The organism is Thermorhabdus hydrogeniformans, from assembly GCF_049310025.1.
Lineage (GTDB): Bacteria > Bacillota > Thermosediminibacteria > Thermosediminibacterales > Tepidanaerobacteraceae > JBJYKD01.
Genome location: NZ_JBJYKD010000017.1, coordinates 35,211 through 61,135, shown reverse-complemented (window position 1 = coordinate 61,135; position 25,925 = coordinate 35,211). Strand labels below are relative to the sequence as shown.

Annotated in this window: 30 protein-coding genes, 6 tRNA genes, 1 other RNA gene and 1 pseudogene; 31 read left to right on the top strand and 7 right to left on the bottom strand. The window is 47.8% G+C overall.

The genetic code is table 11. The features are described from left to right. Positions 1 to 293: 293 nt before the first annotated feature. The 4 genes from ACKX14_RS09805 (at position 294) to ACKX14_RS09790 (ending at position 2,334) form a co-directional block, all read left to right on the top strand. Entirely contained in the window at positions 294 to 383 is a 90-nt protein-coding gene (locus ACKX14_RS09805) for a DUF4160 domain-containing protein (protein ID WP_422447088.1), read from the top strand. Positions 384 to 680: 297 nt separating this feature from the next. Next, complete coding sequence (locus ACKX14_RS09800) at positions 681 to 986, top strand: nucleotidyltransferase domain-containing protein (RefSeq protein WP_422447086.1); 306 nt, start codon at positions 681 to 683, stop codon at positions 984 to 986. A 117-nt stretch (positions 987 to 1,103) separates the two neighbouring features. Next, a complete protein-coding gene (locus ACKX14_RS09795; RefSeq protein WP_422447084.1) occupies positions 1,104 to 2,006 on the top strand; it encodes an Rpn family recombination-promoting nuclease/putative transposase in 903 nt (300 codons plus the stop codon). Between the two features lie 85 nt (positions 2,007 to 2,091). Then, positions 2,092 to 2,334 (top strand): UPF0175 family protein, encoded by a 243-nt coding sequence (locus ACKX14_RS09790; protein WP_422447082.1) that lies wholly within the window; start codon positions 2,092 to 2,094, stop codon positions 2,332 to 2,334. Positions 2,335 to 2,434: 100 nt separating this feature from the next. Here the strand turns inward: ACKX14_RS09790 and ACKX14_RS09785 are convergent, their stop codons facing one another. Next, complete coding sequence (locus ACKX14_RS09785) at positions 2,435 to 2,566, bottom strand: hypothetical protein (RefSeq protein ID WP_422447080.1); 132 nt, start codon at positions 2,564 to 2,566, stop codon at positions 2,435 to 2,437. Between the two features lie 9 nt (positions 2,567 to 2,575). Beyond that, positions 2,576 to 2,686 (bottom strand): annotated as a pseudogene (locus ACKX14_RS09780) (methyl-accepting chemotaxis protein); the annotation flags it as partial. A gap of 212 nt (positions 2,687 to 2,898) precedes the next feature. Between ACKX14_RS09780 and ACKX14_RS09775 the strand changes: the two are divergent. The 3 genes from ACKX14_RS09775 (at position 2,899) to ACKX14_RS09765 (ending at position 4,702) form a co-directional block, all read left to right on the top strand. After that, positions 2,899 to 3,021 (top strand): hypothetical protein, encoded by a 123-nt coding sequence (locus ACKX14_RS09775; RefSeq protein ID WP_422447078.1) that lies wholly within the window; start codon positions 2,899 to 2,901, stop codon positions 3,019 to 3,021. Between the two features lie 234 nt (positions 3,022 to 3,255). Beyond that, on the top strand, positions 3,256 to 3,597 hold the full coding sequence (locus ACKX14_RS09770; protein WP_422447076.1) for a cupin domain-containing protein: 342 nt from the start codon (positions 3,256 to 3,258) through the stop codon (positions 3,595 to 3,597). A gap of 88 nt (positions 3,598 to 3,685) precedes the next feature. Further along, positions 3,686 to 4,702, top strand: coding sequence for an ornithine cyclodeaminase family protein (locus tag ACKX14_RS09765; RefSeq protein WP_422447074.1), 1,017 nt, complete (start codon positions 3,686 to 3,688; stop codon positions 4,700 to 4,702). Positions 4,703 to 4,794: 92 nt separating this feature from the next. Here the strand turns inward: ACKX14_RS09765 and ACKX14_RS09760 are convergent, their stop codons facing one another. Beyond that, entirely contained in the window at positions 4,795 to 5,067 is a 273-nt protein-coding gene (locus ACKX14_RS09760) for a spore coat protein (protein WP_422447073.1), read from the bottom strand. A 33-nt stretch (positions 5,068 to 5,100) separates the two neighbouring features. Continuing rightward, positions 5,101 to 5,289, bottom strand: coding sequence for a hypothetical protein (locus ACKX14_RS09755; RefSeq protein ID WP_422447071.1), 189 nt, complete (start codon positions 5,287 to 5,289; stop codon positions 5,101 to 5,103). Between the two features lie 331 nt (positions 5,290 to 5,620). Between ACKX14_RS09755 and ACKX14_RS09750 the strand changes: the two genes are divergently transcribed. The 5 genes from ACKX14_RS09750 to ACKX14_RS09730 are packed head-to-tail and all read left to right on the top strand — an operon-like array spanning position 5,621 to position 11,008. Continuing rightward, positions 5,621 to 6,094 carry a MarR family winged helix-turn-helix transcriptional regulator gene (locus ACKX14_RS09750; protein ID WP_422447069.1) on the top strand — a complete coding sequence of 158 codons (474 nt, stop codon included), beginning with the start codon at positions 5,621 to 5,623 and terminating at the stop codon, positions 6,092 to 6,094. Positions 6,095 to 6,114: 20 nt separating this feature from the next. After that, on the top strand, positions 6,115 to 7,605 hold the full coding sequence (locus tag ACKX14_RS09745) for a TolC family protein (RefSeq protein WP_422447068.1): 1,491 nt from the start codon (positions 6,115 to 6,117) through the stop codon (positions 7,603 to 7,605). 16 nt (positions 7,606 to 7,621) lie between these two features. Beyond that, entirely contained in the window at positions 7,622 to 8,701 is a 1,080-nt protein-coding gene (locus tag ACKX14_RS09740) for an HlyD family secretion protein (RefSeq protein ID WP_422447066.1), read from the top strand. Positions 8,702 to 8,706: 5 nt separating this feature from the next. Continuing rightward, positions 8,707 to 9,882, top strand: a complete 1,176-nt coding sequence (locus ACKX14_RS09735) for an ABC transporter permease (RefSeq protein WP_422447064.1) — start codon at positions 8,707 to 8,709, stop codon at positions 9,880 to 9,882. After that, complete coding sequence (locus tag ACKX14_RS09730) at positions 9,869 to 11,008, top strand: ABC transporter permease (RefSeq protein ID WP_422447062.1); 1,140 nt, start codon at positions 9,869 to 9,871, stop codon at positions 11,006 to 11,008. The genes ACKX14_RS09735 and ACKX14_RS09730 overlap by 14 nt, the downstream gene beginning before the upstream one ends. A gap of 102 nt (positions 11,009 to 11,110) precedes the next feature. On the opposite strand, the gene ACKX14_RS09725 is transcribed toward ACKX14_RS09730, so the two are convergent. After that, positions 11,111 to 12,697 (bottom strand): multicopper oxidase domain-containing protein, encoded by a 1,587-nt coding sequence (locus ACKX14_RS09725; protein WP_422447060.1) that lies wholly within the window; start codon positions 12,695 to 12,697, stop codon positions 11,111 to 11,113. A gap of 167 nt (positions 12,698 to 12,864) precedes the next feature. Continuing rightward, complete coding sequence (locus tag ACKX14_RS09720) at positions 12,865 to 13,146, bottom strand: DUF503 domain-containing protein (protein ID WP_422447058.1); 282 nt, start codon at positions 13,144 to 13,146, stop codon at positions 12,865 to 12,867. A 210-nt stretch (positions 13,147 to 13,356) separates the two neighbouring features. Here ACKX14_RS09720 and ACKX14_RS09715 point away from each other — a divergent pair, with 210 nt between their 5' ends. The 3 genes from ACKX14_RS09715 (at position 13,357) to ACKX14_RS09705 (ending at position 16,475) form a co-directional block, all read left to right on the top strand. Continuing rightward, entirely contained in the window at positions 13,357 to 14,613 is a 1,257-nt protein-coding gene (locus ACKX14_RS09715; RefSeq protein WP_422447056.1) for a glycerol-3-phosphate acyltransferase, read from the top strand. Next, complete coding sequence (locus ACKX14_RS09710; protein WP_422447054.1) at positions 14,579 to 15,199, top strand: GNAT family N-acetyltransferase; 621 nt, start codon at positions 14,579 to 14,581, stop codon at positions 15,197 to 15,199. Before ACKX14_RS09715 ends, ACKX14_RS09710 begins: the two co-directional genes overlap by 35 nt. A 124-nt stretch (positions 15,200 to 15,323) precedes the next feature. After that, positions 15,324 to 16,475, top strand: coding sequence for a DUF7305 domain-containing protein (locus ACKX14_RS09705; protein WP_422447052.1), 1,152 nt, complete (start codon positions 15,324 to 15,326; stop codon positions 16,473 to 16,475). 12 nt (positions 16,476 to 16,487) lie between these two features. Here ACKX14_RS09705 and ACKX14_RS09700 read toward each other — a convergent pair whose 3' ends face one another. Next, positions 16,488 to 17,687: an MFS transporter gene (locus ACKX14_RS09700; protein ID WP_422447050.1), complete on the bottom strand. Its 1,200-nt coding sequence runs from the start codon at positions 17,685 to 17,687 to the stop codon at positions 16,488 to 16,490. A gap of 277 nt (positions 17,688 to 17,964) precedes the next feature. Here ACKX14_RS09700 and ACKX14_RS09695 point away from each other — a divergent pair. The 16 genes from ACKX14_RS09695 (at position 17,965) to porA (ending at position 25,916) form a co-directional block, all read left to right on the top strand. Then, a tRNA-Ser gene (locus ACKX14_RS09695) sits at positions 17,965 to 18,051 on the top strand. 119 nt (positions 18,052 to 18,170) lie between these two features. Beyond that, a tRNA-Ser gene (locus ACKX14_RS09690) sits at positions 18,171 to 18,266 on the top strand. A 5-nt stretch (positions 18,267 to 18,271) separates the two neighbouring features. Continuing rightward, positions 18,272 to 18,348 (top strand) — tRNA-Arg (locus ACKX14_RS09685). Between the two features lie 32 nt (positions 18,349 to 18,380). Beyond that, a tRNA-Arg gene (locus ACKX14_RS09680) sits at positions 18,381 to 18,457 on the top strand. Positions 18,458 to 18,512: 55 nt separating this feature from the next. Beyond that, a complete protein-coding gene (gene tadA, locus ACKX14_RS09675; protein WP_422447048.1) occupies positions 18,513 to 18,977 on the top strand; it encodes a tRNA adenosine(34) deaminase TadA in 465 nt (154 codons plus the stop codon). Between the two features lie 78 nt (positions 18,978 to 19,055). Next, a tRNA-Ser gene (locus ACKX14_RS09670) sits at positions 19,056 to 19,146 on the top strand. Positions 19,147 to 19,199: 53 nt separating this feature from the next. Then, positions 19,200 to 19,295: transfer RNA gene (locus tag ACKX14_RS09665), tRNA-Ser, on the top strand. A gap of 40 nt (positions 19,296 to 19,335) precedes the next feature. Beyond that, positions 19,336 to 19,600, top strand: an RNA gene (gene ffs, locus ACKX14_RS09660) — signal recognition particle sRNA large type. A gap of 55 nt (positions 19,601 to 19,655) precedes the next feature. Then, on the top strand, positions 19,656 to 21,602 hold the full coding sequence (dnaX, locus tag ACKX14_RS09655) for a DNA polymerase III subunit gamma/tau (protein ID WP_422447046.1): 1,947 nt from the start codon (positions 19,656 to 19,658) through the stop codon (positions 21,600 to 21,602). A gap of 126 nt (positions 21,603 to 21,728) precedes the next feature. Further along, positions 21,729 to 22,040, top strand: a complete 312-nt coding sequence (locus ACKX14_RS09650; RefSeq protein ID WP_422447096.1) for a YbaB/EbfC family nucleoid-associated protein — start codon at positions 21,729 to 21,731, stop codon at positions 22,038 to 22,040. Positions 22,041 to 22,081: 41 nt separating this feature from the next. Then, on the top strand, positions 22,082 to 22,678 hold the full coding sequence (gene recR / locus ACKX14_RS09645; RefSeq protein ID WP_422447044.1) for a recombination mediator RecR: 597 nt from the start codon (positions 22,082 to 22,084) through the stop codon (positions 22,676 to 22,678). Between the two features lie 207 nt (positions 22,679 to 22,885). Then, positions 22,886 to 23,161, top strand: coding sequence for a DUF2508 family protein (locus ACKX14_RS09640; protein WP_422447042.1), 276 nt, complete (start codon positions 22,886 to 22,888; stop codon positions 23,159 to 23,161). 40 nt (positions 23,162 to 23,201) lie between these two features. Beyond that, positions 23,202 to 23,477, top strand: a complete 276-nt coding sequence (locus tag ACKX14_RS09635; RefSeq protein WP_422447040.1) for a pro-sigmaK processing inhibitor BofA family protein — start codon at positions 23,202 to 23,204, stop codon at positions 23,475 to 23,477. A 327-nt stretch (positions 23,478 to 23,804) separates the two neighbouring features. Then, a complete protein-coding gene (locus ACKX14_RS09630; RefSeq protein WP_422447038.1) occupies positions 23,805 to 24,380 on the top strand; it encodes a 2-oxoacid:acceptor oxidoreductase family protein in 576 nt (191 codons plus the stop codon). Further along, a complete protein-coding gene (locus ACKX14_RS09625) occupies positions 24,377 to 24,745 on the top strand; it encodes a 4Fe-4S binding protein (RefSeq protein ID WP_422447036.1) in 369 nt (122 codons plus the stop codon). Before ACKX14_RS09630 ends, ACKX14_RS09625 begins: the two co-directional genes overlap by 4 nt. Next, positions 24,735 to 25,916: a pyruvate ferredoxin oxidoreductase gene (gene porA, locus ACKX14_RS09620; RefSeq protein ID WP_422447034.1), complete on the top strand. Its 1,182-nt coding sequence runs from the start codon at positions 24,735 to 24,737 to the stop codon at positions 25,914 to 25,916. Before ACKX14_RS09625 ends, porA begins: the two co-directional genes overlap by 11 nt. Positions 25,917 to 25,925: the final 9 nt, after the last annotated feature.

The window sequence follows — 25,925 nt, the reverse complement described above, 5'->3', positions numbered from 1 at the left end:
TTTTCTTCAGTTTTATTTAATTTTCTTTGCTGTTTTATGGTTGACAAATGAATTTTTTATTTATGCAACGCTAGTGAATCACAACATAAAAAATTCGACATTAATCAGTGAAATCCTTTTTTATTGAGCTACAAAAGCATCGGAACAGGGAAAAAAAATGCTTGTTAAATTACAAGGCATTAACTTTTTTATAAACCGATTAATATCACATATTTACAAAATATTTTATAAATAATATTATAAAAACGTTGAAGTCACGATTTTTTATCCTCTTTGAATTATAAAGGAGAAAAATGATGCCAACAGTTCTTAAAGAAGGTAAATATAGATTTTTCTTTTTCAGCAATGAAGGAACTGAACCTCCACACATTCATGTATTGTGAATACATCAGAAAAAACTTTTAATATCATACATTCATGTTGAGTCATGGGTATCAAGGGGATGGGATTGTTGACAACTTTTGTTTTCATTTTGAGAAGCCTCTTGGGATTCGGCGGATGATACACGTGCTGATACTATAGGAGGAGTTTAAAAGCTCCTCCTTTTTGTGTGCCCGGCATGGACGAGTTTTTGCAGTGAGACTTTTAAAAAACATCCTTGCCAGAGATGTTTTGTTTGATTTAACCATGGAAAAATGATAGTATATAAATAAATCATGCATTAACAAAGGTTGATTGTTATGACGGATTATGAAGAAATTGAGAATATAAAAAAGCAAATAATAAACAAATTTCAACCTGATAAAATTATATTATTCGGTTCTCAAGCGAGCGGGACAGCTAAACCGGGAAGCGATATAGATTTATGCATTATTATTAACACATCGGACAAAAGAGCTCTATTAACAGAATTATATTCGGAGATTGACAGCCGAAAACCCTTCGACATTGTGGTTTATACTCCGGAAGAATGGGATAAAGCAAAAAACGATCCGGGAGCTTTTGCTCACTTGATAAATCAGAAAGGAGTCGCTCTTTATGGTTGACAGCGGTCGTTATCAAGACTGGATTTCAAAGGCAAAGAAAGCGATGCATGAAGGAAAATAGTATTATTGAAGTTAAAAACAAGATAATGTATAATCAAGGCAGGGAGAAGTGGTAAGTTGGGCCAATATGACATAACCATAAAACACATATTCTCCAGTTTGGCAGATGACATAATAGAATATTTCTTAAGATTGAAACTAAAGAAGATAGAAGAACTCAACCTGGAATTCACAACAGTAGAAAAAAGAGAAAGCGATATGATATTCAAATGCCAGACCGAAACCGGTAATATGTTGGTACATATAGAATTCCAATCAGATAATGACAACAAAATACCATTTAGAATGCTCAGATACTCTTTAGAAATCATGGAAAAATATGATGTTCCCCCATACCAGATAGTAATATACATGGGTAAAAAAGAACCCAGAATGCAGGAAAAATTGAAATATGAATTTGAAGATACAAACAGGCTGGATTACAGCTACAAACTAATAGACGTTGGGGATATTAAATTTGAAGAAATAATCGATACAGGATTCTACGATCTATATTCACTCTTACCTCTGGTAGATAGAAATAGAAGACAAAAACAAGGGGAAAAATATATAAAAGAATGTGCTGATGTAATACTTAAAACGCCTATAAACATAAACAGGAAGAAAGACATAGCCTTTTATGCTGAGATTTTTTCAGGACTTATGTTCGATGAACAAGAGGTTAAAAGAGCCTTTGAGGAGGTGGTAAGAATGCTGAATCTTGAAGAATCATCAATCTACAAATCAATTCTGGAAGAAGGCAAAAAAAAGGGATTGCGTGAAGGTAAAGAAGAAGGATTAAAAGAAGGTAAAGCGGAAACAGCAATACGGCTTCTGAAAAAGAAATTTGGACCTTTATCAAAAGAGACCGAGGTAAATATTTTTAAGGCAGAAAAAGAGGTACTGGAGAAAATCCTTGACGATATATTTACCATAGAAAAGCTTGAAGATGTAAAAAAGTATTTTCGGGAGTGCAAATAATTTTTTGTCCATCTTAAGTTTCGTAAGCCTCTGTAGAATAGTTTACCAATAATAGGATCAATTATAGGGCTTACATGAAGAATTTATGCCTCTAGACAAGATAAATGGCAATTCAATAGAGAAAAAAACTCAGGTGTCACTAGCCATAAACCTATATATAAATAAAACAGTATCTCTCGCAAAAGCTGCCGAACTTGCTGGTGAAACATTAACTGATTTTATAGAAATATTGAAGGAACAGGATATACCATGGGGTGAATACACCCAAGAAGACAAAAATCAAGATGATAAGGTAATAAAGAAAATAATGAAAGAACTATGGGTTTAAAATGAACAAAAAATTGAGGAAAGTAATAAAATGTTTTTTTATAACAAACCCCGGGTATGCTCCCGGGGTTTGTTGTTCCTATTGCGCGGCTGCTTTTCCGTCAACCGTTGATTAATACATTCTCCATTTTCCTGTTGTGATCCTCCAGCGCGGCGGCAATTTCGATCTGTTTTTTGCAGATTTCGTCCAGAGTGCGGGTGATTTCGGACAGATTGCCGATGTCGCTCTTCATGTTTTCTATGATGGCGGTGATATCTGAGGTGGCGTTTTTGCTGGAGGCGGTGAGTTTGCCGATTTCATCGGCTACGACCTTAAAGCCGCTGCCGTGTTCTCCGGCTCTGGCGGCTTCTATAGAAGCGTTTATGCCCAGGATTTTAATACGGTTGGTTATGTCGTTTATGATTTTTATTTGTTATTGCAAAACTGGGAAAATGCTTTGAACAATAAAGAGCTTAAAAAAATTGCACCGCTTCAATAATGGGGGTGAATTTATGAGTTATATGAGTGCATTGATTTAGATCCTGTTGTGCTTTATGATACGTGTAAAGATGTGAAGGAACCTAATTGGCTGGTTGGATGAAAGCATCTGTTCCGGTGCCCATACGGGTCGTAATAACCCGCCTTTTTGGCAAAGTTGAAAATCCTCTCCTGGGCTTTCTGGTCCTGGGCTTTCTTCGCCATCTGTAAAATTATTCTTTATTGTTTTCAAAACGGAGTCTGACCTGCAAAAGCGTGCAATGCAGCCCCCAAGGCGGCATACCGCAAGCCTGATGATGTAACCAGGCTAAAAAGTTATTGTGCTTTATGACAGTATTGAATAAAAAAAGGATTTTAGCCCGCGGGCGTTGAATAATATGATTACGTGAATTTTTACCACTAAGTCCCATTGAATAAAAAATAATATTACGGGGGCGAGAATGCATGGAAGCCGTAGTGAAAAATCTCAGAGACGACGGGTGGGTAAAAAACCCCGCTCACCGGGAGGTTTACCTGAACACCCTTCTGGATGAGAGGGAAAATGAGCATGTGGTGATAAGGGTTGCAAAGATAATGCCCGGCGGGGAAATCTTACCCCATACCCACAAAAACCAGGAGACCTTTTATTTTCTGGAAGGGGAGGGCAGCGTCCTGGTAAACGGTGAAAGGCGAAGAGTCGGCAAAGGGGAACTGGTGAACGCACCCGCCGGCAGCGAGCACGGCATCATAAATGACACGGACAGGGAGATATTGCTCTACTGCGTTTTTTCGCCTGTTGTAAAGTAGAGTTTTAAGAAGACCTTACTATTTTAGCAATGCCTGCAGCGGTGAAACAGCTAAAAACAAAATAACAACAGAAGCAGGGGGTCGGTCGATGAAACCGGAGATACTTTTTTTAAAGCAGGAAGACCTAATAGCCGCCGGGGTCATGGATATGAAGAAAATCCTTGAACTTGTGGAAAAGGCATTTTATCTCGACGGCATGGGTCAGGTGAAAAACCCTCCCAAGACTGAGATAGGCGTGCCCGATAAAGACAATTGGGCGTCCCGCTTTTTCTCGATGCCGGTTTACATCGGAGGTGATGTAAACCGCGCGGGTGTCAAGTGGGCCGCCGAGTCCACGGCAAACATGAAAGGCGGCCGTCTTCCCATGGGAATAGATATGGTTATCCTGAGCGACACCGAGACTGTGCTGCCGGTGGCGGTAATGGACGGCATGGTGATAACCGCCATGAGGACCGCCGCCGCGGCGGGAGTTGCCGCGAAATACCTTGCACGCAAAGATGCTGAAGTGGCTGGCTGCGTCGGTGCCGGCGTCATAGGCCGCACGATGATAATGGCCCTGAAACAAGTGCTGCCCGGGCTGAAAAAGATAAGGCTGTGCGACCTCAATCTTGAAAAGGCCAGAAATCTTGCGGCGGAATTTGAAGGCCAGATAGAAGTCTTACCCACGGCCAATGTCGAGAAGGCCGTCTCCGGCGCCGATGTGATTGCCACCATGACCACCAGCAGAAAGCCGTTTGTAAAAAGCGACTGGGTCAAACCTGGCTGTATGGTTATCCAGATGAGCTCCTTTGAGGTGGAACCCGGGGTTGTAAGCAAGATGGATAAAATAGTGGTGGACAGCTGGGCGCAGATGAAGGAGAACCCTCATTCCGTGCTGACCCGGATGGTGGAGGACGGCGACCTCAAGGAAAGCGACATCACGCTCCTGAAAGATGTGGTATGCGGCAGAAGGCCCGGCAGGGAAAATGACGGAGAAACGACCATGTTCAGCTCCCGGGGCATGGGGTGCCTTGACATAATGATCGGGGATTACCTGTACAAACAGGCCAGAGAGAAAGGCCTTGGCCAAAAACTCGTCCTGTGGGATGAGGTAAAATGGGTTTAAACAATATGGCAATGAGACTTAGGAGGAGCTTAAAAGCTCCTCCTTTTTAATAAAGACCGAAAGCGGAAAAATTGCAACGTTAGCTGCCGGAATCATTTCAGCCACGTTATTTGCTGGATTATTTTATTCGCCTGCTGCATATCGTTCGAAAGCATCTGTTCCGGTGCCGCATACGGGTCGTAATAACCCGCCTTTTTGGCAAAGTTGAAAATCCTCTCCTGGGCTTTCTGGGCCATCTGAAGTTGTTTGGCAAGTATGTCCCTGAGTTCCGGAGATGCGGTCTCGTTGCATGCCCGGGCGTAAGCGTTCACCTCTTCTTTCGCCGCCGTCAGAAGATCCATTGTAATGGTTCTGTCGTCGAGCATAGGGATCCCTCCTTTACAAATAGGATGCCTGTATTAACTCAAGGTGTCTTGCAGTTCGGTAACCATTAATCTTCCTTCAATCAGGCCGGTCTTTATGAGGTCTTTCAGATCCGGGTCGTCAGTCGCGTCGAGGTAGGTAATGGACTTTTGCATACAAAGGGTTTTTGTGGACAGGAGTTCATGGACCTCCAGGGCTTCATGGGGTGTTAGTTTAATCTTCATAATTTCACCTCCGAAAGTTCTCTCATTTTATTTTTACGCAATCCTGTAAAATTATTCTTTACTGTCTTAAAAAACGGGGTTTGACTTGCAAACAGGCCGGAGAGAAAGGCCGTGACCAAAAACTTGTCATGCGCGATGGTATGCTCCCGGGGTTTGTTGTCCCTTAAGTAAAAAAAGCCGCCTCTGGCCGGAGGTCGAGATGGCGGCCGATATGCTTGGAATGAAGATTAAAAAGTTTATTTGTTCATAAATAGTTAATATATAAATTATTTACATATGAATTGTAAGGGATTATAATATTTATAATATGCTTTGTCTGAAGGGGATGAGGATGAGTAAGCTTCAAAAGCTGTCTGAAAGTTATACATGGGTCAGTGAGATAGGCAGCAGAATGGTGATTGAGCTAAAGAAGACTCATGATATGCTGGATGAGATTTTTAACAGATGCTTTCAACAATACGGCATTTCCAATGCCAAATTTAATATGCTGGTGCTTTTGTACAGGGAAGGTGATAAAGGTTTGATGCTGTCCGAGCTGGGAGAAAAAATGCTTGTCACAAAAAGCAACATCACGGGGATGGTGGACCGCCTTGAAAAGCAGGGTTTTGTTAAGAGAGTGAGGGACGACGGCGACAGGAGAATCATAAAAGCAGTCATGACGGGCAAGGGAAGGGAGTTTACCGTAAACATAATCGAGAAATACAGGGAATGGACGGAAAAAATCATGGAAATACTGGATGAGAATGAGAAGAACTGTATGATAAATGTTTTGAGAAAATTGCAGAAAGGTCTTGTTGAGTTTTAACAAGCGGGAGGATGCATGATATGCGGCTTTCAAGATACATGGCGGTAATATTGTGCCTGATTCTTACACTATCTGCGGGAACCGTTGGTTTTGCCAAAGATGCTCCTCAAAGCAAGGGCGAAGCCGGGACGGAGCCGGCTGATGGCCGGAGCCAGGCGGAAAAAGAGGGGGTTCTGGAGCTTTCCATTGAAGATGCAGTGAGGCTCGGCATAAACAACAGCATAGCCTTAAAACAGGTGCAGAATCAGATAGATATCAGCGATTTAAACCTTGACAGGGCCCGCTATCAGAGCAAAAAGCTAAAAGACGCGGACAAAAGGATAAGTGAGGGAAGAGAAGAATTAAGTCAGGCGCAGTCTGTGCTTAATATGGGATATGCTCCTGTGGATGTCACCCTTCCCGACGGCACGGTGATAAAGAAGGGGACGAATATAAACAGCCTGCCGCTCCCCGAAGACATGAAAAAACAGATAATAGAAGGAATTCAAAGTCAAATAGACAGCGCAAGAAAAGAACTTGAACAGGGGATTTCAAAAATCGACAGCGCTCTGGAAGAGGCGGGGGCCGAATTCTCGGAAAAACTGAATTTCGAAAGCCTCAAGTCTCTGGATATCAATTCCACCCGCGATATCATGACCACCATGGCGGAAGTGTCAGACGAAGTCACCAGGGCGTCGTACGACATATATAAAAATCAGGTTGCCCTTCTCATTCAGAAAAGCTATTACGATGTTTTAAAGGCGAAGAAGATGCTGGAAGTTAAAGATAAGGCGGTGAAAAGGGCTCAGGAGCAGTTCAACCTTACAAAAGAAAGCTATGAAAAAGGCATGAAGGCAAAGGATGACATGCTTCTAGCCGAGCTTTACTATAAAAAAACTCAGATAGAATACCGGCAGGCGCAGGAGAACCTGAACAATGCATTCACAGAGCTTAAAAAGAATTTGAACGTTCCCCAGGATACAGTGATAGAGCTTAAAGATGCGCTGGCCGAGGAGCCGCAGCAGGAAGACCTTGAGCAGGGGCTTTTGAGCGGCATGAAAAACAGGCTGGAGATAAAGCAGGCATTTGGGCAGGTTATAGTATATAATTTGAACTTTGAAGCAACGAAAAAAACTTATCCGGAAAACACCTTCCAGTACAGGGAAGCGAAGCTGCTGAAAGAGAAAGCGGAACTTAACCTTGAAAAGGCAAGACTTGATGTGGAAAGTTCCATAAGGCAGTCATACGAGACGATGCAGAGTGCGGCCGACATGCTGAAAACCGCCAGGTCTATGGTTGAAGAGGCAAAAGAAGTGGTGGATATAGCAAGATTCAAATACAATGAAGGCTACGGCATTGAGAACAGCCTCTTGAAAAAGCTCGACCTGGAGTCGGCATCGGGCACAATTGTCGAGGTCTTAGCGGCAGAAGAAAACCTGGCCGACGTGGAGGAAAAAGTGGTGGAAATCACCTACGGATACAACCTCGCCAGGATGAAATACTACAACGACATCGGCAAATTCAGGTATTGATGGGGTGGGGAAAACGATGCTTACATACAAATATAAAGCTGAATATAGAGCGGGTTTTGCGGTATTAATGCTGATTATGGCCGTATTTTTTACAGCCGGATGCGGTTACTCCGCCGGTAAAAACGAGGCAGCCGCTTCTTATTTCAATGAAAATGAAGGTCTTGTATCTCAGGGGACCGTCGAAGCTCAGGAAGTCAGTATCAACAGTAAGATACCGGGCAAGATAGCAAAAATTTACGTCCAGGAAGGAGACGAAGTTAAGGCTGGAGACCTGCTGGTGGAGATACAGAGCGACGAATTAAAGGCTAAAGAAGATCAGGCGAAGGCACTGGTGGAGGCGGCAAGGGCTTCCTATGAGGCGGCAAAGGGTCAGGTGGAGGCCGCAAGGGCCACGCTTGAAAAGGCTGAAAACGGCGCAAGGAAGCAGGAAATCGCCCAGGCCCAGGCTTATTACGACCTCATGGCAAAGACATACGAAAGAGTCGAGAAGCTTTACGAGAAAGGCGCGGTTTCGGCGCAGAAGAGGGACGAGGTTAAGGCCCAGCTTGAAATCGCCGCCCAGCAGCTCAGCATGGCGAAGGAAGGGGCGAGGAAGGAGGATATAAGCGGGGCGCAGGCCCTGGTGGTCCAGGCCGTTTCAATGGAACAGGCTGCAAAGAGCAAGCTTGAACAGGCAGAAGCCGGGCTGGAAGAGGTAAGGGCCTACCTGAAGGATACGAAAATTTACTCCCCGATAAACGGGGTGGTCACGGAAATAAACGCCGACGCCGGAGAGCTGGTGTCTACGGGCATGTCGATAGCGACCGTCACGGATCTTAAAAATACGTGGGTGGAGGTAAAAGTAAAGGAGACCGACCTCGAGAAGGTTTCACTGGGTCAGGAGGTCAGGGTGAAGGTGCCGGGGTTTCCGGACAGGCTTTTTAAGGGCAAAGTCGTCCGGGTAAACCAGAAGCCCGATTTTGCGGTGAAGAGAGCCACAAATGACAACGGGTCTTTTGACATTGTGTCGTTCGGTGTGAAAATTGAGCTTGAAAACAATGATAAAGTGCTGAGGCCGGGTATGACGGCTTTTGTACAGTTTCCGAACGGGCGGTGACTGCCGTGGCAAGAGGTTTTATAAATTCGGTAAAATTCGAATGGCAGTTGGCCGTAAAAGAGAAGATGATTTTTATTGTAATTTTTCTCATCCCCCTTTTAACAAATATAATGCTTGGATATGAGCTTTCCGGCAACCAGTTGAAGAACATACCCATGGCCGTATGCGACCTTGACAATTCATCCCTCAGCAGGATGATCGTGCAGGAGTTTTCTGACAACGAGACGTTTAAAGTAAAATACTTTTTGAACACACCGGGCGATATGGAAAAACTTTTCAATGAAAACAGGGTGCGGGTGGGCATGGTCATCCCGCCGGATTTTCATAAAGATGTGGTGGAGATGAAATCCCCCACAATCCTGATGATTTACGACGGCAGCCACATGCCCATGGCCAGCGCAGCAAAGACGAGGGCTTCAGAAATATTGATGACATTAAAGACAGGTATGCTTATTAAACTTATAGAGGCAAAATTGAATGTTCCTCAGGAAACGGCGGAAAAAATGGCCCTGGCCGTTGGTTTCAGCAACAGGACGCTTTATAACCCCACCAGGGGATATAAAAATTTTTTAAACATAGGTTTGGGCGCCGCCATAGTGCAGTCAGGTATAGCTCTCATGGCGTCAACCGCCTTTCGCAAAAATGAAGTTAAGGGGCACCCTGCCGAAATACCGGGGCATATAGCCGGTAAAATAACTTTTTACGGATTGGCAGGATTTTTATCGCTTATGATGACTGTAATGCTTCAAAAGGAAGTGTTTTCCATCCCGTTCAGAGGAAATTTCACCGGTGCCGTATTGTTGAGTCTGCTTTTTTCTTTCAGCGTAGCTTCATGCGGCCTGCTGATTTCCGTCCTTGTGAAAAACGAGATGCTTTCCACACTGGCTGCGGCGGTCCTGTTTGTGCCGGATACCATCCTTGTAGGTTATACATGGCCGGTGATTGCAATGCCGGATATTTACCAGAGGCTCGCCCGCTATATTCCTTTTTACCACTACGCTGACAATTTGAGGGACATGTTTTTAAAAGGAACCAACCTGTCTTATATGGGCCGTGATATGGCATGGCTTGAGTGGGCTATTGCCGTCACGACGCTCTTTTCAGTGCTTATAGGCATGGCGAGGATAAAAATGGAAGTATCGGCGCAAACAGGTGGTGGAGGGGAAAATGCGGCTTTATGACATGATTAAACGAGAGTTTTCAGTGCTTATAAGGCAGCCTATTCTCATTGTCGTGCTGTTCTGCGGTCCCATATTCCTCACATTACTGTTTGGCGGAATCTATCTTCACGATTACGTGGAAGATATTCCGGCTGCGGTGCTTGACGAGGACAATTCCTCGATGAGCAGGTATGTCGTCAGCCAGTTTGACGAAAGCGACAGGTTTAACGTAAAATACTATCCCGCATCCAGGGAAGAATTAAAATGCCTTATCGATTCGGGAAAGGCGCAAATAGGAATATACATACCGCCGGATTTTCATAAAGACGTTATTTCTTTAAAATCCTCTCAGGTGATGATTCTGGTGGACGGCTCCAATCTGGTTGTAGGGAACAACGCCTATGCCGCAGCGGCGGCAATTGTGCAGACGGTAGCTGCGGGCACACAGATAAAGCTGCTGCAGGCAAAAGGTATCGCCCCCGGACAGGCTGAAAAAATGGCGATGGTGTTCAATTTCAACGACAGGATGCTGTACGACCCGCGCCTGACGTATATGAATTATCTCATGCTGGGTTTTGTGGCGGTTTTTTTACAGCAGGTGATGGCGTCCAGCGCGGGAGTGTCGGTTGTAAGCGACGGCGCATATCTTGCGGAGGGGAACACCTTTTTGAAACTGGCTTCAAAGATACTTGCCTGTTCGGTGGTTTCCATTTCCTCCACCTTTATATCATTGCTTGTCGTGAACAGATATTTCAAAGTGCCGGTGAGGGGGAATTTACTCACAGTATTATTGATGTGCACCGTCTTTGTCTTTGCGGTAAGCTGCCCGATGGTTGTCCTTGCATCGCTTCTTAAAGACCGGCTGAAAGTATATCAAATGTCTTTTATGCTGTCGCTCCCCACTTTTGTGAGCAGCGGATACGTCTGGCCTCTTGACCAGATGCCGGTGGCATTGCAGGTGATTATAAAGGCGCTCTGGCCGCTGGTCAATTTCCAGAGGCCCTTTGCGGATGTTATCTTTAAGGGAGTCCCCTTTTACGCCGTGTCGGGCAGCATTTTGCAGACGGCGTTATATACAGTATTGTGGATGCCGGCGGCAGTGTGGATATTGAAGAAAAATTACATGGTGAGAGCAAAGAAATGCTGAAGCAGAGACTGAAGTGAAGATATGATATACAGAAAAAGCGTGTGCGGGTGCGAAGATGTTTTGTTTGATTTAACCATAGATGTTAATGTTCAAAATTTATATTCAAAATTTCCTGTTTGCAGGATAATGTATAATTCCGCTTGACATGGTTCTGCCTGGATGAATGCGGCATACATGGTCTGGTTCGGTTATGACCGGAGGGTCGGATTTATAGTTGGTGCCGGGGAAATCGGTCTCAATGAAGATTAATTGCCCGCCCGGATATGAGCCGTTATTGGTGACCTTGTAATCATCGTGGTTGTGAGCCAGGTAAAACTGTGGATACATAAAGTTATCTGACATCTGGGAACCATAGTTCCATGCTTTCCAGTTATAAGGCGGTATAAACGTACCCTTATTAAAGCTCGTCTTCAGGAGGATGTTTGCCCACAAATCATCAGCGTTGGGGAAAGGCGGGATAAAGGTGCCGGCTTCTTTAGATTGGGCGGTGGCGGTGGCAACCTGCTGTTTCAGAGATGGGAAACCCGCCCTGCCGCAGAAGATATAATCAGCATACAGCTTTCTCTTGTCATCGGCGGAGTAAATCACATCATAACTTTCGCCGGAGCCGACCAGGGTGGTGAAGTTCATTTCACCCGCGGTTCTCGGGTTTGCGTCCTTTCCCACTATCATGCCGTGCCAGCCGTGAACATGGAACGGTACCGGTTGATAACCGATGTTTATCATCCGTAGAAGAAACTTATCAGGTCTAATGTGTTTCGAGGGATTTCCGGTAGATACTTTGACGAAACAATCATATCCGTCCGGGATACTGTAACCGAAATCCGGTTCCAGGGCTTTGGGTATTTTTGTCGGCAGCAGGGTGTCGGGGAAGGCGCGGCCGTTGACCAGCCAGTAATTTGGTTTGTAATCCACAGGGTTAAAATCCGTCTGGGCGTAAACTGCATCATGCCATGCCGAATCTATATCGGAAAAGAGCAATACCCAGTCACTGTCGTAGTAAGAATTAACGTCGTTGTAGGCAAAATTTCTATTTGTGGCGGTGGGTGGGATGTGACTTATGGGGCTGCCCCTGTACAGCCATTCCCCGGAAAATGATTTTTTCGAAATACCGGAGGAGATTAAACTTAACATGGAAGGATAAACGATTAATGCGCCATACATCCCCATCTGGACATGTTCCGAAGCCTCCTGATGACAGTGATAGAAGTAAGTTCCCGGTTTTTCGGGTTTAAAGTAGTAGGTTATACTTATTGCCGGGGAACCAGGTGGAGTTACCGGCACCCCGAAAGAGGTTTCAGGGACGCCGTCAACCTGGCTGGCCACATGTCCGCCGTGAACGTGCAACGTATGAACGTCGAGGATGGGGGGGTCGGTGAGGTAAAATCCCAGATTCGTGAGGGTAATGTAGAGTTCATCACCCACGTCCATATCTATTCTTGGGGATGGGATGACTGCCTTTCCCCTGAGAGCTTCGAGATTGTCTGGTACGGTTGTGTCAAATTCCGGGTTTACAATAATCTCCGGCCCTGCAGGTTTGCCTAAAATATTAATCGGCTGGATTTTAAAAAGACCGCCTGCAAAACCGAAGACATATACTTTTTGACGCTTCTCAGTTCCCGTGGGGTCTGTTGGCAGGTAAATAAAGCCGTCCGTGGCAAAAAGATTATAAAAAAGCCTGTTTGGCATCTCTTAACCCTCCTTTTTCTTTTCGGTTTCTAATACACAATATGAAATAATTTTAAATATGGGAACCTGTATATAAGGTGTCAGCATAAATTTTTTCTTTAAAGCGGGCATAGAAAAAACCGGTCTTTAAAAACCCGGTCCACCAGAAGGGCCAGTCTGGTGTGCCTTTATAGCAATTCCTTCTGGATATGTTCTATTGCGAACCTTCCGTCGGATTCGAGAAAGTCAATGACATGGTCCAGCTGGCTATTGACGTGCTCGCCGCTGTTTGACAGACATGCTATGCCTATAACCGCCCGCCGCATGTCGTCCTGCTTTTCCACCTCCGCCACCGAGATGTTGTAACGGCTCTTCAGTCTGTCTATAACGCTTTTTACCACCTGTCTCTTGTCTTTTAGAGAAAAGCTTTCCCCCAGAAAAATCTCCACCGTTAAAACACCGATTACCATAACATCACCTTAATGCTTTAAATTTCAGTTTAAATTTTCTTTTTCTAATTCATTTTAGCAATAAAATTCAATAAGAGAAAGTATAGTGAAACAGTCCGGTTTTATTTCGTGTATCAAATTATTAAGATTAAAAGGTTGAAATAGGATATGAATGTGATAATATAAAATAAAGCGGTAAAATGGTAATCTTGCTTGTGGGGAGTAACCTCTATGTACCGGTTATGGATCATTGCGGCGTTGTCCTATGTCATAGGCAGTTATTTTATGGTCGGTGATGAAAGAAAAAAATATCTGCTGGACTTTGCCAAAGGGTATCTTACGCTGCTGGTGTCGGGATTGTACCTTCATTCCGGCCTTTCGTATCTTTTCGCATCGGCGGGAGTGCTGGCGGGCCATACCAGGCCCTTATTTTATAAATTCCGGGGGAATACCGCCGAAGCGGTGGCCCTGGGGATTGTTTTTTTGATGTCGCCTGTTATGGGATTGCTGCTGCTTTTTAGCTTTTTGCTCATATTAAAATTGTTAAAGGATTATGACAATGCCGTATTTACTGCATCTTTTCTTGTTCCGGCTCTGTCCTTTAAGTTTTTCCGGAGCGATTCCTTCATAGCCATAACCTTCATAATATTTGCCGGGCTTGCCGTCCAGTTCTGGCCCTCGTTCCTCGAAAAAAGGATAAAACCCGTTTTTTTTACCCGAATGGCTTTCGGGCTAATGGTAATGGGATTCCTGCTGCTGTTATATTTCAACAAATATGTTTACAAGGGATTCGGAGTTCAAAAAGACATCATAAGGCACGGGCCTCACCATTTTAAATACGTGGCGCTCACCTTTGACGACGGGCCGGACCCGGTGTATACCCCCGAGATCCTGGATATATTAAAAGAAAAGAATGTTCCCGCCACGTTTTTTCTCATAGGCAAAAACGTCGAGGCGTATCCGGATATCGCAAGGAGGATTGTGCGGGAGGGCCATTCCATCGGGAACCACACCTATACCCATAAAAGCCTGATACCGCTTTCCGCCAGAGCTACCTATGAAGAGATAAAAAAAGCGGAAAAGGCCATAGAAGATGCCACCGGCATCAGGCCCACCCTTTTTCGCCCGCCGAGAGGCTTGTACTCTTCCTACGCGACAAAAATGCTGAGAGACGAAAGATATACAATAGTCCTCTGGGATGTTTCGGCCATGGACTGGGCCGAACTGCCGCCGAAGAATATAGTGGCCAATGTGACCGGCAGGGTAAAGCCTGGGTCCATAATCCTGCTGCACGACAGCGGGGACATCGTTACATTTAAAGGGGGCAACCGCTCGTCTACAGTAAAAGCCCTCCCGGAAATCATAGACAATCTCAGGGCCGGCGGATATGAGTTTGTTACGGTGGACCAGATGATATTCCTTACAGAGCTTATGGAGACGGAGGAGCAGGGATATGAAAATAATCCCCGCGACAATCCAGCATATTGAGGCCGTTGTGGACATTTTCTGCTCGGCTTTTGAAAGCAGCATATCTTTTTTTGCACCGGTGAACGCCAAATTAAAAAAGGCCTTCAGGGATATGTTTACCCTGCTTCATTCGGTGTTCGGCAAGGGCTTCATGGTGGCGGTGGCGGGCGATGAGGTATGCGGGTACATCGTGATGGCCGACGATATTAAAAGGCTCTGGCTTAGAGCGGTTTTTTCCGGATTTATTGTGAAAATGGCCGCAAGGGCCGCTTTCGGGGCATACGGCCTCAATCCGGCCACCATTTTCAGGGTTATAAGGAACAAGCTTTTTTACATGAAATTTGAGATGTCTACCCTTCCCTGTGCGCAGCTCCTGTCCATTGCGGTTCAGCCGGAACACCAGGGCAGGGGGATCGGCAGGAAGCTGCTGGAGGCGGGCATAAATTATATGGAATCGCTGGGGATTAAGAAAATAAAACTGGAAGTGAGGCCGGACAACACCCCCGCCGTCAACATGTATGAAAAGTACGGGTTTCGCCCGGCCGGCAGGGCCAGAGACCTTCAGGGGGACTGGCTCATAATGGTCCGGGAATGTTCACGCCGCTAGGTGCCGGATTTTAGGACCCGATCCGGCATGATTAAAGGTTTACAGCTTTACAGCGGGAAAAACGCCGCGCCCGCCGTAGCCGGTTAAACATTACCGGATTTAGGAATTGTCGGGAGGAGCAATTATGGTGCACCGGTTTGATAATAATTTAAAAAATAAAAAAAGCCAGGAGGGTGCCGTACTGGTGGCAGTGCTTTTTGCGGTGCTCGTCCTAATGCTCCTGGCGGTGGGCATACTGGAAATGGCTACCGGAGAAACAAAAACGGCTTCCTACTACAGGGACAGCACGAAGGCCCACTACCTGGCGGAAGCCGGGATACAAAAGACGCTTTCGATGTTGAAAGAAAACCCGGACTATAAGGCCGGGGCAGTGTGGCGGGGTTTCCTGGGCAAATCCCACGCCCTGGGAGACGGTTCATACAGTGTTGACATAACCAAACTGGATTTTGACACGCTGGAAATCCGGTCGACAGGTTTTGCAGGCAAAAGCAAAAGCTGGCTTTCCGTCACCGCCGACGTTTCCCGCACCCATCCGGCGTTTTACAACGCGGTCAACGTATACTCGGATCTCCAGGACACGCAGTTTAAAGGCAGCGTGGAAATCACGGGAGATGTGTATGTGAACGGAAATCTTGATTTAAAGGGGAATGCCAAGATTTACGGCAATGTGAGAGCCACCGGCCAGATCCGCGGTGAAGATAACATAACCGGCGGCGCCGAAAGTTTTGCGGAAGATATAGAACCCCCGCCCCTCGATGAACACAGATACAGGGAGATGGCGGGGGCCGGAGGGGGAGATGATGAGGCCGGCGAGGGGGAAGGTAAGTACATCGATGGCGACCTCACCGGCGACGAAATAGTGGTGGACGGGGTACTGTTTGTCGACGGCGATGTTTATGCCCGCAGCCTGAGCGGAAAAGGTGTGCTTTTCGTGACGGGGGACCTGCATCTGACAAAGGGCGGCGTTTACAGCGACACCGGCGAGGTGCTGACCATAATTACAAAGGGCGACGTGGATATTAAAAAGCAGGGGAACATTGATATAGACGGCACCATATACACGCCGGGCCGTATATTCATAAACCATAATGAAAAAATTCACGGTAACATCGTTATAAAAGGGAGCATTCTCGCCGGAAATTTTTCGGCCAGCGGCAACATATCCGTAATTTATAACGGGAAAATAAAAGATCCCGGTTACTATCTTCCCGGGTCTTCAGATACCTATATAAAGATTATTTCGTGGAAAACCCAGGCGGGGGAGGACGTTTATTAACGGTTATAACGGCTACGCGTAATCCCCCGCGCTTTTTTCGATAAAAGTCGAAAGGAAAAAGGCGAGGAGCAGGAGCACGGCCCCGCCGAAAAATGAGTAGGAAAGACCCATGTGATCCCCCAGGTAGCCCCCGAGAATGGGCCCCAGCACGGAACCGATGGACATTATGCTGTTCAGCACTCCGAAAGAACTGCCCTGGTTATCCCTCTCGCTGTTCTCGGCTACCAGCACGTTGCCCGCCACGGTGACGGCGGAGTTGAAGAACCCGAACATGAAGCGCAGCAAGCCCAGAGTAAAGATGGAAGCGGCCAGCCCCTGTAGGGCGGTGAGCACAGCGCAGAAAAAAAGGGACCACTTGAAAATGGCTGCCACCGGGACTTTCCGGATTCTTGACACCAGCGGCGCTCCCAGGGCGGTGGAAATGCCGACTATGGAGAACACAATGCCGGTGTAAAGCTCGGCATCTTTTTCGGTTATCTTGCCGATGAACAGGGGCAGAGTGGGGTAGACGGCCATGAGGGCGGCCTGTATTAAAAGCCAGGCCAGAAAAAGCAGCAGAAGTTGCCGGTTTTGAACGGCACGTCTTATATCTTCGAGGATGGAAGTCCTGTGCCCGGGGGTGACTTCCTCTTTTACCCTGGCGGCAAAGGGCAGCACGGCTGCCAGACACAGCAGCATTCCCGTGAATATCATGCTCCCCCTTATGCCGAACAGCTTTGCGGAGGCTCCGCCCACCAGAGGGCCGGTGATGTTGCCAATGGCCGAGGCGGCCTGGACTATTCCAAGACTGTAGTTGAGGTTTTCCGGGAGACTGGTGGAAGCCACGAGGGTAATGGCGGCGGGGATGTACCCCGACAGGATGCCGTTTACGCCCCTTAGTATGAAAAGCTGGATATGGTTGTTTACCATTGACATTAAAAAATAAGTAACGCCCATGCCTATGCCGGCCCGCAGCATCATGGGCTTTTTGCCGTAGCGATCCGATATGGAGCCCCAAATGGGGGCCATTAAGCCGAAAGTGAGGGAATTTATGGAAAAAATAAGGCCCGACCAGAGGGATGTATCGTTCTTTAAGCCCAGCTGCAGCAGGAAAATCGGCAGAAAGGGCGTGATGATGCTGAAGGCGATGGACGCCACAAAAACTCCCAGTGCGATGAGGAACAAATTCCTCTGCCACTGGGGTATGTAAGGCGTGTTTATATGAATATGCAATTCCATTCCTCCGGTTTCAATAAGTTTTATAATGTGTATTGAGATAATATTGAGATGCATTTTTATCTTAACAAACTTATTTTGCAAAATCAATGCTCCGCTTTCGGAATTTTCCGGTTGATTTTGCTGCTATTATCATGTATATTATATTAAGCAAGTAAACCTCTTGATTTAAAATTGAAGCGGGTAAAATATCGGTGGATGCCGAAACTGAAGCAATTGCGTCCGGTTGACAAATGGTGTTTTTATATGCTATACTTTTAAATAGTCACCGGTAGGAGGGGTGTCCGAGTGGTTTAAGGAGCTGGTCTTGAAAACCAGTGTCTCGAAAGAGCCGTGGGTTCGAATCCCACCCCCTCCGCCATTTATGGAGGTCAGAAGCGGAGGTCAGCGGAGAGAAGTCAGAAGAAGATTTGCCGCGCCCGCAAATCCAGCGGGTATGTGAATTCTGACATCCGAAACCCAGATTTCGATACCATTTGCGGAGAGATGGCCGAGAAGGTCGAAGGCGGTCGCCTGCTAAGCGATTACACGGACCTAAAATCCGTGTCGCGGGTTCGAATCCCGCTCTCTCCGCCATTCATGCGCCTGTAGCTCAACTGGATAGAGCGTCTGACTACGGATCAGAAGGCTGTGGGTTCGACTCCTGCCAGGCGCGCCAAAACAAATCTTTTACCTCTCATTTCTCGGCGGGCGCCCGTAGCTCAGGAGGAAAGAGCAGCGGTTTCCTAAACCGCGTGTCGGGGGTTCGAGTCCTCCCGGGCGCACCATATTTTTGACAAAATCGAAAGAACGTAGTGACACATGCACGGGGAACACGTCGCTTTGGACGATGTTTATTTTATGCGGGAGGCTTTGAAGGAAGCCTGCAGGGCCTTTGAACTGGATGAGGTGCCCGTCGGGGCGGTGGTGGCCATGGGCGGTAAAATCATCGCCAGGGCTCACAACCTGCGGGAGACCAGCCAGGATGCCACGGCCCATGCGGAGCTCCTGGCTATAAGGAAGGCCTGCGAGGCTATCGGCAGCTGGAGACTTAACGGCTGCAGTCTCTATGTGACTCTTGAGCCGTGCCCCATGTGTGCCGGAGCGGTGATCCTGTCCAGGCTGGATAGGCTCGTCTTCGGCGCTTTTGACCCCAAAGCCGGGGCGTGCGGAAGCCTTCTGAACCTTCCAGCGGATGGGCGGTTCAACCACCGGCCTGAAGTGGTGGCCGGGGTGCTGGCGGGGGAGTGCGGCGAAATCCTGAAAAATTTCTTCAGGGCCAGGAGAACGCAAGAAAAAGCGGATTGAATTATATTCCCGACAAAATTCATCTGCAGGTTGGAAGATTTTATAATAGAAGATTTTTAATATACGGATTCTCTGTGTGGAGAGATGGCCGAGAGGTTGAAGGCGCTCGCCTCGAAAGCGAGTGGGCGGCAATACCGCCTCGTGAGTTCGAATCTCACTCTCTCCGCCATTTACACATCTATACATCTATATATGACATCTGACTTCTGTGACATTAGATGTGGAGAGATGGCTGAGTTGGTCGAAGGCGCTCGACTGGAAATCGAGTAGACGGGGAAAAACCCCGTCTCGCGGGTTCGAATCCCGCTCTCTCCGCCATTTTTGTATCTATACAGTCCGAATCATGAAAAAAATTTTGCCGTGCTAGACGGGGAGGCAGCGGTGCCCTGTACCCACAATCCGCTACAGTGGGGTCGAACTCCCTCCCGAGGTCTTATTCCTGTGGGGTCCGGCTTTGACAAGTGGCAAAGAGGGTCGGGTCCCGCGCAATGGAAACTTTCGAACCCCGTCAGGTCCGGGAGGAAGCAGCGGTAAGGAAGCCCTTCCATGTGCCGCGGGGAAGCCTGGCCGGAGCTAACTATCAATGTAACGCCCGGAGGGATAGATCGACGGAGGGTGCACGGCTAAAGTTCAGCCGCCGGAACTACCGGCGGCTTTTTAAGATTGGAGAGATCTTCTATGTCCTATGTGGCTCTTTACAGGCGGTACAGGCCGAGAGATTTTGAAGAAATCGTAGGCCAGCAGCCCATCATCACCACTTTGAAAAACCAGATAAAGAGCGGCAAAATAGGACATGCCTATCTTTTTTGCGGCATGCGCGGCACGGGCAAAACCAGCACGGCGAGGGTCTTCGCCAAGGCCCTGAACTGCCAGCAGGGTCCAACGGTAAATCCATGCAACGAGTGTCCTTCCTGCCGGGCCATTAACAGCGGCAACATGATGGATGTCATTGAGATGGACGCGGCGTCCAACCGCGGCATCGACGACATCCGTGACCTCCGGGACAGTGTTAATTTCCCGCCGTCCGAAGGCCGCTACAAGATTTACATAATCGACGAAGTCCACATGCTTACCACCGAGGCCTTTAACGCCCTGTTAAAAACTCTGGAAGAGCCTCCCAGACATGTGGTGTTCATCCTTGCCACCACCGAGCCCAATAAACTTCCCGCAACCATTCTTTCAAGGTGTATGAGGTTTGACTTCCGGAGGGTCTCCGCCAGGGAAATCGTCGGTCGGATGAAAGAGATAGCCGGGGAAAACGGTATAAATGCCGACGAAAAGGCCCTGATGCTTATAGCCAGAAATTCCCAGGGCTCTGTTCGGGACGCCCTGAGCCTCCTGGATAAAGCTTTTGCCTTCGGCGGGGAAAAGTTTTCCTATGAAGATGCCCTGAGCCTCCTGGGGGCTGTCAGCCGGGATGTGTTTTACCGGGCGCTGGAGGCGGTTTACCGGCGGGACTGCGCACGCCTTCTGGACGTGGTGGAAGAGGTGGCGGCCCAGGGCAAAGACCTGCTGCGCTTTATGGACGACCTGCTGGAGCACTTCAGGAACATCCTGGTCATACGCCTGGGGGGTGACCGTTCCCTGGTGGATGTGGCCGACGAGGATTATGACGAACTTAAAAAAATTGCCGAAAACTATTCGGTGGAGAAACTGCTGAGCATAATAGATATATTGAAAAACGCCTCCTCGGATCTGAAATGGTCATCCCAGCCCCGCATCGTGCTGGAAGCTTCCCTGGCGAAGCTGACCCTGCCCGAGCTGTGGGAAGGGGACAGCGGCATGGCAGGCCGCATTCAGGTGCTGGAGGAACGGGTGGAAAAACTGCAGGAAGAAATGCAAAAGTTGATCGGGACAATGGATGGGGTCAGGGCGCAGTCCGCAGCTATGGAAGATGCTGGAAGGCCTTTTGATGTCGAGGGAGAAGCCAGCTCACCCTTAAAGGCAGAGGAAGTCGGGACGGCCGTTTCACAGGAAGAAGAGAAGACTGAAGAACCGTGTTCGGGCGTTAATGGGGCCGGCGCAGGCGTGAATCAGGGTGAAGCGGTGTCTGAGCCCGAGGGCAGACCGGCCCTTGACGATAAAGCCGTCTTGAGTGAAATCATGAAGTCCTGGCCCGCCGTGATCCAAGAACTGGAAAGGCAGCGAAAAATGACGCTGGTAAGTTTTATCAATGCGGGTAACATCAGGCCCGGCAGAATGGAAAAGAATAAATTGTACTTGTATTACAACGGAAATTCCGTGTATAAAGAAAAAGTTGAGGCCGAAAAGCATATAATAGAAGAGACCGTGAAAAAAATAGCGGGTTTTGATACAGTTATCAAAGGATTTGAGCAGGAACCGCCGGATGGGGCGTCCGGGGGAGAAAAGGGTAAATCCGGCCGCGAAATTGACCCCGAAGGTATTGAAAGCGCCGCCCCCGCTCCGAACTTTGCGCCGGAAGAATCCGGCGAAGGGGCCGCCGGCTCAAAAAAAAATTCCGTGATTGAATTCGTTTCAGAAAAAGAGAATGAAGGCGGAAGGGCAGATATTGTTCGAGAAGAAAATGCAAGTTATATTTCCGACGAACAATTTTATCAAAATGTAATAAACTTTTTTGGAGAAGATATCGTAGAGATATTGTAACTGCATGGCGGGTTCGGATTCGAAGTAATAAATTTCGGAGTGATAATAGTGTGATGTAAAAAAAGAATTTATACGCCACTCAACTATATTAAGGAGTATATTAAGGAGGCGATTTCTTTGAGGAACATGGGCAACATGAACAAGCTGATGAAACAGGTCCAGAAGATGCAGGAAGACATGATGAAGCTCCAGGAGGAACTGAAGTCCAGGACCGTGGAAGCCACCGCGGGGGGCGGAGTCGTGAAAGTGGTGGCCAGCGGGAAAAAGGATCTGGTCAGCATCGAGATAAAGCCTGAAGCCGTGGACCCCGACGATATAGAGATGCTCCAGGATCTTATTCTGGCGGCCGCCAACGAAGCCCTGCAGAAGGCCGAAGAGATGGTGAGCCAGGAGATGGGCAAACTCACCGGCGGGCTGAATATCCCCGGCCTGTTTTAAAAGAATCAATCCCGTTTGAGTGGTATAAGGAAGGGTTTTTGATGTCGTATTACGCAGAACCTCTCGGGAGACTTATCGAAGAGCTTTCCCGCCTGCCGGGCATAGGGCCCAAGACGGCTCAGCGGCTGGCATTTCACATACTGAAGATGCCCGGAGAGCGGGTGGCGGAGCTGGCCGAAGCCATAAAAAACGCCAAAGAGTCCATTACCTACTGCTCGGTGTGCGGAAATTTCACCGATAAAGACCCCTGCGGCATCTGCAGGGCTCCGTACAGGGATAAAACCACCATAATGGTGGTGGAAGACCCTAAAGACGTAATCGCCATGGAAAAGACCAGGGATTACAAGGGGCTTTACCACGTGCTGCACGGCGCCATTTCTCCGCTTGAAGGAATCGGTCCCGACGATATAAAGATAAAAGAGCTGCTGGCGAGGATCCCGTCGGGGGTGAGCGAAGTAATCCTGGCCACCAATCCGGATGTGGAGGGCGAGGCCACGGCCATGTACATCGCCAAACTTTTGAAGCCCCTAGGGGTGAAGGTTACCCGCATAGCCCACGGCATCCCCATGGGCGGCGACCTGGAATACGCCGACGAAGTTACCCTGAGCAAGGCGCTGGAGGGCCGCCGGGAGGTATAGTCATTTTAACTCATATCTTTTATAAAATATTAATAAAATTTATGCCCTCCCATATTTGATAGCCTTTTCAGAGCATGCATTCACCCATGCTGTGAATTCCAAGCAAAATCCTTATTAACCAAAATACCTACAACTTTTAACTCACAGCACTCATCTCTGAATAATGAAATTGAAAGTGGTTACAATTTCATATGAGGAGATGAGTTTATGAAAAGAGAGGATGTTTTTCGCTTTCTGTCGGATATTTCTTCAAGCCTTTTTTTAGGGGAAGATGAAGGAACGGTAAAGACCCCAGAAATACTCCTGGCCGACGAAGTAAAAAAGGCGCACCAGGAATGGGTCAGGGCCCAGAAATATTTCGAATGCGTGACCGACCCCGACCTGGTGGACCACGCCATCTTCACCGAAGAGGCCGCCAGGAAAAAATACATTTACCTTTTGAAAAAGGCGAGAGAACAAGGCATAACTGTGGAAAAGCCGTAATAGTATAATTATTAATGAGAAACAGGCGGGGGTGATAGCAATGCATATAGACTATGCTGCGGTCATAGCGTATGCCGTCGGCCTTATACTGCTCTATGTCGTTGGAAGGATTCTCATCGTGCCCCTGAAGATCGTAGTTAAATTGATTTACAACGCCATCGTGGGCGGAATTGTTTTGATTGCTCTCAATTTCCTGGGGGGTTACATCGGCCTCCACATAGCCGTAAACCCCATTACGGCGCTGCTGGTGGGCTTTTTGGGCATCCCCGGGATAATTCTGCTTCTCGTCTTAAAATACATACTGTCGGCGGGCTGAAAAAAATAAAAAATTTTTCCTGCAGGTATCCTTCGCAGCGGTCGGAGGATTATTTTTTTTTACGTCTTATTTAGTGTCTTGACTACTTTTTTTTACTCTGTTATACTGGAATGGGATTTGCTGTTACAATCAAAATTAGCAACGGCAGCGGCTTTTGACCGAACTGTGTTATATAGATGCAGACAGTGTATTATAACAGAACATATATAACAATTGATGTTCTATAACAGCTCCCGCCCGCGTGTAGTATTATTTTTTTTAGGTAAAATATAAATGAACCTTTCAAAAAATTCATTTATAAGAAAAGTGAAGGGAGGATTCTAAAACATGGCAAAAGTAATTGAAATTCGCTGGCACGGCAGGGGCGGCCAGGGCGCCAAGACTGCCGCGTTGATGCTGGCGGAAACCGCCGCCGAGATGGGAAAATACGTACAGGGTTTCCCCGAATACGGCCCCGAGAGAATGGGGGCGCCCATTTTGGCTTTTAACCGCATCAGTGACCAACCGATTCACATTCATTCCAATGTCATCAACCCCGATATAGTAATAGTGCTGGATGCAACCCTTCTGGGCCCCAAAGTAACCGCCGGCGTGCCCGAAAACGGCATTTATATCGTCAACACCACCAAAACCCCGCAGCAGGTAAGAGAGATCTTGAAGCTAAATGGCGGCAGAATTTTTACTGTGGACGCCAACCAGATTTCCCTGGAGACCATAGGAAGGGTGATACCCAATACGCCCATCATGGGGGCCTTTATAAAGGCCACAGGCCTCATACCCTATGAGGAATTTATTGAGAGCGTCAAGAAAGAACTGGCCAAGAAGTTCAAGAGCAAGCCCGAAGTCATCGACGGCAACCTAAAAGCCATTGAGAGGGCTTATCAGGAGGTGAAGGGCGAATGACCCCTTTTAACAGGAATTTCGGTCAGGGCCGGAGGACAAAAGCCGTGCGGCCGGACATGGGCTGGAAAGAACTAACAAAGGCCGGAAACATTTATGAACCCGGCAACGCCAATACTTACGAAACCGGCGACTGGCGCACCATCAGACCGGTTTGGAACAAGGACAGGTGCATTCACTGCCTTATTTGCTGGCGCTACTGCCCCGATGCCTCCATCATAGCCACCGATGGAAAATTCGATTCCTTCGATTACAAACACTGCAAGGGGTGCGGCATTTGCGCCAACGTTTGTCCCGTCCATGCCATAGACATGTTCTCGGAAGATGAAATTGACAAGCAAAAGGAGGCGAGAAGAAATGAAGAGTAAAGTCGCCATCACCGGAAATGAAGCCGTAGCCCAGGCTATGAAACAGATAAATCCCGACGTGGTGGCCGCCTACCCGATTACACCCCAGACGGAGGTCGTGCAGATTTTTTCCTCTTTTGTCTCCAACGGGCAGGTGGACACCGAGTTCGTAACCGTTGAAAGCGAGCACAGCGCCATGAGCGCAGCCATAGGCGCTTCCGCCGCCGGAGCCCGCGCCATGACGGCCACATCCAGCCAGGGCCTTGCTCTGATGTTCGAAATGGTGTATATTGCCGCCTCACTGAGGCTTCCCATAGTGTTCCCGGTGGTAAACCGCGCTTTGAGCGGCCCCATCAACATCCACTGCGACCACAGCGACGCTATGGGTATTGCAAGTTCCGGGGTCATCCAGCTCTTTTCGGAAAATGCCCAGGAAGCCTACGACAACATGATACAGGCTGTGAGGATCGCCGAACATCCCGACGTCCTCTTGCCCGTTTCCGTAAACTTCGACGGATTTATCACCAGCCATGCCCTGGACGTTCTGGAAGTGCTGGACGACGAAACCGTGAAGAACTTTATCGGCGTATACAAGCCCGAAGAATACCTGCTCAACGCCAGAGAACCGGTATCCATGGGCAACTTCGATATGTACGATTTCTACTTTGAGCACAAGCGCCAGCAGGTGGCCGCCATGGAAGCCGCCAAGAAAGTTATCGAAGAGGTGGGCAAAGAATACGAGGCCATCTCCGGCAGGAAGTACGGCCTGATCGACGCCTACAAACTGGAAGACGCCGATATGGCCGTGGTGGTCTTAAACTCCGCCGCAGGCAGCGCCAAGGGTGTGGCCGATGAACTGCGGGCCAGAGGGCTTAAGGTGGGAGTTTTGAAACCAAGGGCGTTCAGGCCTTTCCCCTATGAAGCCATCCAGGACGCGCTTAAAAGCGTGAAGGCCGTTGCGGTCCTCGACAGAGCCGAGACCTTTTCCACGATGGGAGGCCCCATGTTTGCAGACGTAAGGACCGCCCTGTACGACCTCAAGAACGACATAAAAGTTGTCAACTACGTATATGGCCTTGGCGGCAGGGATTTGAGGCTTGAAGATGTGGAGAAGGTTTACAACGACCTGGGAGACATCATAAAGACCGGCAGGGTCGACAACTTTGTAAGATACATTGGACTCAGAGAATAGGGAGGTGCA